The following is a 222-nucleotide window of genomic DNA, read 5'->3' as shown; positions in this document are numbered from 1 at the left end:
GGTGCAAAAGCATCCGTGCCTTCGAAAACGGCGGTTCAAGAACTTGAGGTAGACGCCTATAAAAACCTTAAGGCAAGAGAGGTTGTTGGAGATGGTCTAGAACACGACCATATCCCTTCATTTGCTGCGTTGCGCACAGCAAAGGAAGCAGAGTTGGGCCGCCCCCTTACTGAGTTGGAGACCAAGACTCTCTACCAAAACTCTACTGCTGTAGAGGTCCCA

The 222-nt window shown here is 50.5% G+C and carries 1 protein-coding gene; it reads left to right on the top strand.

Features of this window, described 5'->3' with window-relative positions; translation table 11 throughout:
• On the top strand, positions 1 to 222 hold a 222-nt coding region (locus NTD82_RS11225), incomplete at both ends, for a hypothetical protein (RefSeq protein WP_262128799.1).

The sequence above is a fragment of the Pseudomonas sp. 5P_5.1_Bac1 genome, assembly GCF_025466015.1.
GTDB lineage: Bacteria > Pseudomonadota > Gammaproteobacteria > Pseudomonadales > Pseudomonadaceae > Aquipseudomonas.
This window is presented reverse-complemented; position numbering and strand designations above follow the sequence as displayed.